The organism is uncultured Psychromonas sp. (assembly GCF_947489755.1).
Taxonomy (GTDB): domain Bacteria; phylum Pseudomonadota; class Gammaproteobacteria; order Enterobacterales; family Psychromonadaceae; genus Psychromonas.
On sequence record NZ_CANLFB010000040.1, the window covers coordinates 25,464 to 32,266 of the forward strand.

6 protein-coding genes and 1 tRNA gene are annotated in these 6,803 nt (G+C 36.9%); 2 read left to right on the top strand and 5 right to left on the bottom strand.

Going from position 1 to position 6,803, the window contains the following annotated elements:
- Nucleotides 1–45 precede the first annotated feature (45 nt).
- The 5 genes from Q0794_RS16465 to rsgA form a co-directional block, all read right to left on the bottom strand.
- The gene (locus tag Q0794_RS16465) at nt 46–1,044 is read right to left on the bottom strand and encodes a MotA/TolQ/ExbB proton channel family protein (protein ID WP_298943721.1); all 999 of its coding nucleotides are present in this window, start codon (nt 1,042–1,044) and stop codon (nt 46–48) included.
- Nucleotides 1,045–1,134: 90 nt separating this feature from the next.
- Nucleotides 1,135–2,208 carry a potassium channel family protein gene (locus Q0794_RS16470; protein ID WP_298943723.1) on the bottom strand — a complete coding sequence of 358 codons (1,074 nt, stop codon included), beginning with the start codon at nt 2,206–2,208 and terminating at the stop codon, nt 1,135–1,137.
- A gap of 12 nt (nt 2,209–2,220) precedes the next feature.
- Nucleotides 2,221–3,756 (bottom strand): threonine ammonia-lyase, biosynthetic, encoded by a 1,536-nt coding sequence (gene ilvA / locus Q0794_RS16475; protein ID WP_298943724.1) that lies wholly within the window; start codon nt 3,754–3,756, stop codon nt 2,221–2,223.
- A gap of 86 nt (nt 3,757–3,842) precedes the next feature.
- Nucleotides 3,843–4,718 (bottom strand): archaetidylserine decarboxylase, encoded by an 876-nt coding sequence (asd, locus tag Q0794_RS16480; protein WP_298943727.1) that lies wholly within the window; start codon nt 4,716–4,718, stop codon nt 3,843–3,845.
- Nucleotides 4,719–4,868: 150 nt separating this feature from the next.
- Nucleotides 4,869–5,909 carry a small ribosomal subunit biogenesis GTPase RsgA gene (rsgA, locus tag Q0794_RS16485; protein ID WP_298943729.1) on the bottom strand — a complete coding sequence of 347 codons (1,041 nt, stop codon included), beginning with the start codon at nt 5,907–5,909 and terminating at the stop codon, nt 4,869–4,871.
- 96 nt (nt 5,910–6,005) lie between these two features.
- Between rsgA and orn the strand changes: the two genes are divergently transcribed.
- Together orn and Q0794_RS16495 are read left to right on the top strand one after the other, a co-directional pair.
- The gene (orn, locus tag Q0794_RS16490; RefSeq protein WP_025563624.1) at nt 6,006–6,545 is read left to right on the top strand and encodes an oligoribonuclease; all 540 of its coding nucleotides are present in this window, start codon (nt 6,006–6,008) and stop codon (nt 6,543–6,545) included.
- 186 nt (nt 6,546–6,731) lie between these two features.
- Nucleotides 6,732–6,803: transfer RNA gene (locus Q0794_RS16495), tRNA-Gly, on the top strand.

Here is a 6,803-nt window from a genome sequence, read left to right on the forward strand (position 1 = left end):
GAAAAATTTCTATTTAACTATTTAACTATTTAACTATTTAACTATTTAACTATTTAACTTTACTTGCGATGTTGATTCAATGTTGGTCGGCGTTAGGTCATTTTCAACAATATCTGACTCATATTCAGTACGTTCAATTATTGGTAATTCATTGTTGTACATTTCGGCAATTGATGAAGAAGATACCCGTTTGATATCTTCTGTTTGTTCATGAAGGGAAACATTTGCTTCCCCTGTTTCTTCTGAAAATTCGTAGTGATAAGGCATGTGTATTTGTTCTGATACCGGCTTACTTACGCTTTCCTTTTTTTCTTTATCGGGAAAGTCATTATTACCTTTTACCATTGTACTTACATTCTCTGGTAAGTTATTTCTGATTAAATTCTTTTGCTGACAAATGAGATCAAACTGACTCCGTACACTTTCTAAATGTAATGTGACTTTATATATTTGTGTGCGAAAAAGCTGTTGAGGTATTAAAACAAATAATAAAAGAACTAAACTCGTGGCGACTGGAATTAAAGATTCAGTCATTATTTTAAGTAGAATTGCCGTGTTTTCACTATCTTGTAGACTAATGATATTGAAAGTATTGATGAGATTTATTAGCGCGCCTAAAATTCCTAGAATAGGTATTACTAGCATTGCTCGATTTAAAAAAGATTGGCCTCTAGAGATTAAATCTATTTGTTTCTTTGTATTTGAAAGCATTTTTTCTTTGGGGTGCAAGGGTAGTATAGAAATACCTTCACTAAGCATTTTCAAGGCGGGAGTGTCTAGTTTTTGACAAGTTAATAAGGCGTCAGTTTTTTGTTTCTGATATAAAGCTGCAAAACACTCTTGCAATAAAAATCGTTCTTGTTGGCAGTGATAAATTGTCCAAAAATATAAACGCTCTAAAACGATAACAGTGATTAAAAAAGAGATGAATAATAAAGGCCACATTACAATGCCGCCTGATTGAAACCAAGACGGCATACTTTCAGTTATAGGAGCTAATAACGATAAAAAGTCTGATTGAAGTGTATTTGTGGGGGCACTCATTGTTTGTTACTTCCTCACCATCAAATGAATAAATTTAATTTACGGTGAGGAAACATACCTTTATTTTCGTACTAATCAAGTTCAATATGATTAAACTATATCCTGCCAATCAATATCATTTTCATCGAGGCGTTCATTAGCAATATAATGTAAATGGTAGTGACTGCCGATTTTCTCTTCATTTGAGGGATTTAAGTGCATATCTTGACCATTTTTATGCTTGCTAAAACCTAATAAAATCATGTCGTAACGATGTTTAAAAGCATCAAATAATTGCCCGAAACTAATTTCTTGTTCTAACTCCGGCACTAAACAGCTATATAATGTTGCGCCATTTAATGTCGAAAGCAGCCTTTCTGTCACTTGGCTTGAGCCAGGATCTTGCATGCTTCTTACCATCATTTGTGCACTGTTATCGATGCTACACTCTATATTAGGGCAATGAATTTTTAATAATTGTGCTTTGGTTTCATCAAAAAAATGGGCTGTAATATTGGCACTTTTATCTGTAAACGTAGCAATACTCAATGCAATAGATAATGTTTCATCATCTGACTTCCCATCAATAATAATACGTTTAGCTTGTTTCAAAGCAATTCGCTCAAGTTCTTTTACATCTGAAAAAGTACTTAATTTAGCAAATAAAAGGTCATCTATCTCTGGTAGTGGATTTTTTATATCTTCAGTAACGCAAAGTAATATTTGACGATCTTGGCGTTTTTTATCACCTAAAATTAATTGTACTATTTGCTTAGTAGAATATTCATCCCAACATAATAAAAGAATGTGATCCGTTAAATCTGAAAAGTCATTACTACCGTTCATATTTTTTCTCGCTATATCAATAAATAGTTGAGTTGTTTTACCAATGAATGCTGCAAATACGATTAAACCCGATGGTATTTGCCAAAGTGCGACAATTAACTTCCCGAAATCTGTTACCGGGCTTAAATCACCAAACCCAACGGTTGAAACAACCACCATGTTGTAATAAATAAATTGAATTGGGTGAGCTATTAATTCAATTTCACCCGCCAAGAGAAGTAATAAATAAGTCATTGCAGCTTGTAATAACATCAATACAAACATTGCTGGCCAAGTTACATTTCTCATTAACTTATGTACAATTTTTGCTAATTTCAATGAAGATATTAAAGGCATCATAGAATAGGCTTACTAATTATTTGAATGTGATAAAAAGTATCGATATGCAGGATTTAGTGTTTCATCTTTATAGCTATAACCTAGCGCATCTAAGTGCTGACTAAATTCTGCTACTTGTGATTCATCGACTTCAAATCCCGCTAAAACTTGTCCGTATGCCGCACCGTGGTTTCGGTAATGGAACAAAGTAATATTGGCATGCATACCTAATAGATTTAAAAACTTAAGTAATGCGTTAGGGTGCTCAGGAAACTCGAAACTATACAAACGTTCCGTTAACTGTTGAGAAGGAACACCTCCAACCATATAACGCACATGTAGTTTAGCTGTTTCATCTTGGCTTAGGTCGGCAACAGAGTATCCTGCAATAGATAACTTATCAGTTAAACTCGTTAGTTCATCAACGCCTTGTGGTGTTCTCACGCCAACAAAAATATTAGCTTGCTTGCTATCACTATAACGATAGTTAAACTCTGTGATAGCACGTCCATCTAGTTCATTACAAAAGGCTAAAAATGCACCTTGTTGCTCTGGGATGGTGACGGCTAAAATGCTTTCGTTATGTTCACCTAATTCACATCTTTCTGAGACATAACGTAAACCATGAAAATTAACATTAGCACCACTTAAAATAGCGGCTAAACGTTGGTCTTTTATTTGATGTTGTTGAGTGTATTTCTTTAAACCAGCTAATGAGAGTGCACCTGCGGGTTCTGCAATTGCACGCGTATCATCAAAGATATCCTTTACTGCGGCACAGATTTCATCACTACTGACCGTGACCACATCATCAATATATTGCTGACATAAGCGGAATGTTTCTTGGCCAATGGTTTTTACTGCTACACCGTCAGCAAATAAACCCACTTTGGGCAATGTCACTGGTTTACCTGCTGCTAATGCAGCTTTTAAACAAGCGGCATCTTCAGGTTCAACGGCAATAACTTGGATGTGGGGTAACAGTTGTTTGATATAAACAGCAATACCGGCCGCTAAACCGCCGCCGCCAACAGGTACAAAAATTTTGTCTAGGTGAACATCCTGTTGTAGAAGTTCTTTTCCTACAGTGCCTTGCCCTGCAATAATATCAGGATCATCAAAAGGGTGGATTAGGGTATAACCGTGCTCTTTTGCTAGCGCTAGCGAATAAGCATTGGCCGCGTCAAAAGAATCACCTGTTAAGACAACCGTTGCACCAAACCCACGTACTGAATTCACTTTAATGTCTGGTGTTGTTTTAGGCATCACGATCGTCGCCTTTACACCCATCTTTTGTGCTGATAAGGCTAAGCCTTGCGCATGGTTACCTGCTGATGCGGCTATTACACCATTTTTTTTCTGTTGTTCACTCAGGCTGGATAACTTGTTGTAAGCGCCGCGTAATTTGAATGAATGTACTGGCTGTAAGTCTTCACGTTTCAATAATATGTGATTATCTAAGCGTGAAGATAACTTATTTAAAGGTTGTAATTTAGTTTCGATAGCCGCTTCATAGATTGGTGCTAATAAGATCTTTTTTAAATACTGTTCACTCGATATGTTTGACATTACAACCCTTGCTCTTATTTTTTTATTTAACTTTTTATTTAACTTTTTTATATCGCTATTTATTGAGTCATTTTTATTTAAGCTTTTTATTCAGCGTCTTTTTTTACTGTTTGCTTAACCGTTGCAAATAACTCACCTAAACGTGTCACGCTTGAAGGTGCTAGATCTTCACTAAATTCAATGCTGTCTTTAGGGAATAAAGCGACAATTGTACTGCCCAGTTTAAAGCGACCCATTTCAGCACCTTTCTCTAAGATGATGTCTTGATCTTGGTAATCCCAGTATTGAAGCTCTTTATTTTTCTGTGCTGTTAATGTGCCTTCCCAAACGGTTTCAATACTACCAACAATAGTTGCCCCTACAAGCACCATCGCCATTGGGCCAATCGCTGTTGAGAAAATAGCCACAGCTCGTTCATTACGGGCAAATAAATTAGGGACATTTTGCGCGGTTAGCGGGTTAACTGAAAATAGGTCACCTGGTATAAAGATCATTTGCTTTAACTTACCCGTTATTGGCATGTGAATACGATGGTAGTCTTTAGGCGCTAGATAAACCGTTGAAAAAATACCGTCATCAAAAGGTGCTGCAACATCATCACGTCCACCTAATAATTCTCTTAAACTGAAGTCATGCCCTTTAGCTTGGAAAATACGACCTGATTTAATCTCACCTTGTTGGCTGACACAACCATCAACAGGCGTCGCTAGATTGTCTTCTCCCTCAACAATAGAGCGCACATCTTCTTTTAATTCACGCGTAAAGAAGTCGTTAAAAGTCTCAAAGTCTGAAGGTTCTGAATACTTTGCTTCACTCATATCTATTTTGAATTTTTTAATAAATTTGGTAATTAAAAAAGTCGTCAATTTACCCATTTTAGCGTTAGCTAATTTACCCGCGATGAAAGTCACCGAGTGCTTAGGTAAAATATATTGGCCAATAATTTTTAGTTTATCGCTCATGTTGAAACTCTCTATTTTTTAATGTGATGAGTGTTGTTATTGTTCTTTTATCACTGTAATTAATTGTATGTTGCTAGCATCTAAGTATAAGTAGATTACTCACGACTATTGTTAGCTTGTGTTGCTTATTAGTATTATGAATCCTTGCGTTTAATAAACGTTAGGATCTCGATGACGGGCATTTTTAGCATCATCCATTGTTTCTAAAATACGTAAGAAACTTTTGAAACGAGCATTGTCTATATGTCCTTCTTCAACGGCTTCAACTAATGCACAACCAGGATCTGCTTGATGTTTACAATCACGGAAACGGCAATTACCTAAATATTCTCTAAACTCTATAAAGCCACTAGCAATACGTTCTGCTTCTAAATGCCATAGTGAAAACTCTCGAATTCCAGGGCTATCAATTAAATCACCGCCGTCACTGAAATGATATAAGCGAGCGGTTGTTGTTGTATGTTTACCAAGACCCGAGCCTTCAGAAATTTCACCTGTTACTGCTTCTACTTCAGGTAATAACATGTTTAATAATGACGTTTTACCCACACCTGATTGACCAACAAAGATATTAATTTTGTCTTTCATTACCGATTTTAAATCGTCTAACCCTGTGCCGTGCATTGAGCTGTAAAGAACGTGATAACCAATATCACGGTAGCTTTGCAATTCTTTATCAATTATTTTTGCCGATTCATCATCTAATAAATCAACTTTATTTAAAACAATAATCGGTGTGATGCCGATATCTTCGCAGGCGACTAGGTAGCGGTCAATAATATTACGAGAAAATTCTGGCGCGATAGAACTTACAATAATGATGTGGTCGATATTAGCCGCAATTGGCTTAATGCCATCATAATAATCTGGTCGTGTTAAGACTGTTTTACGCGGATGTACGGCTTCGATAACGCCACTAATGCCTTGATGTGATTCCTTACCTGCTCGCCATACTACTCTGTCGCCAGTGACGAGTGAGCGAATTGAACGACGCAGAGTACAGCGTTCTACTTTACCTTCTTGATCTTCAATATCAGCATGCTGGCCAAATCGACTGACGACTAAACCTTCCAGTTGCGGACCCAGTTCAGACTCATCCCATTGTTTATCGTTTTTAGGCGTTAAGCGTTTATTGTGATTGCTTTGAACACGACGAATTTGGTTTTTACTGAGTTTTTTCTTCTTAGTCACAGGCTTCCTTTGCTACACTGGCGATTTGAATGGCGTATCATACTATATTTTCCACATAATTAAGCTATTCATCAATAGAAAAGGGCGGTTATCAATATGAACAAAAATAATTTGGTATGGATTGATTTAGAAATGACGGGATTAAACCCCGATAGCGATAAAATTATTGAAATTGCAACGATTGTGACAGACAGCGATTTAAATATTTTAGCTGAAGGTCCACAGTTTGTTATCCATCAAAGCGATGCAGCATTAGATGCAATGGATGAGTGGTGTACAGAACATCACGGCAATTCAGGTTTAACGGCTCGAGTGAAAGCAAGTCAAATTAGTTGCGCACAAGCAGAGCAAGAGACATTAGCTTTTTTACAAGAGTGGGTTCCTGCTGGTGCAGCGCCGTTATGTGGTAACAGCATTGGGCAAGATCGTCGCTTTATGGTTAAACATATGCCAACGTTAGAAGCTTTTTTCCATTATCGTAATATTGATGTCAGCACAGTAAAAGAATTAGGTCGTCGTTGGGCGCCGGAAATGGTTGAAGCTCATAAAAAAACAGGAACGCATTTAGCGTTACAAGATATTAAAGAATCGATTTCTGAATTGCAGCATTACCAAAAGCATTTTTTCAGCTATTAGGTTGGTTTTTGAGCAAGCTTTTTAGGATTTGTTTAAAAACTCTACATACAAGCTTTGTTGAGACTAAAATAGCTAAAAAAAGCTTGCAATCATTAACGCCATCTCTATAATTCGCACCTCGTAACTAGCAGGTATTACCAAGTACCTTTTTTCTTTATAAGAAAGTTTGTTACAGGAAAATGTGATGCGGTACTAGCTCAGTTGGTAGAGCACGACCTTGCCAAGGTCGGGGTCACGAGTTCGAGTCTCGTGTACCGC

Bases quoted from the DNA above. Each gene is read 5' to 3' on its own strand.
- Q0794_RS16465 (WP_298943721.1), bottom strand. From the start codon at position 1,044: ATGAGTGCCCCCACAAATACACTTCAATCAGACTTTTTATCGTTATTA.
- Q0794_RS16470 (WP_298943723.1), bottom strand. From the start codon at position 2,208: ATGATGCCTTTAATATCTTCATTGAAATTAGCAAAAATTGTACATAAG.
- ilvA (WP_298943724.1), bottom strand. From the start codon at position 3,756: ATGTCAAACATATCGAGTGAACAGTATTTAAAAAAGATCTTATTAGCA.
- orn (WP_025563624.1), top strand. From the start codon at position 6,006: ATGAACAAAAATAATTTGGTATGGATTGATTTAGAAATGACGGGATTA.
- asd (WP_298943727.1), bottom strand. From the start codon at position 4,718: ATGAGCGATAAACTAAAAATTATTGGCCAATATATTTTACCTAAGCAC.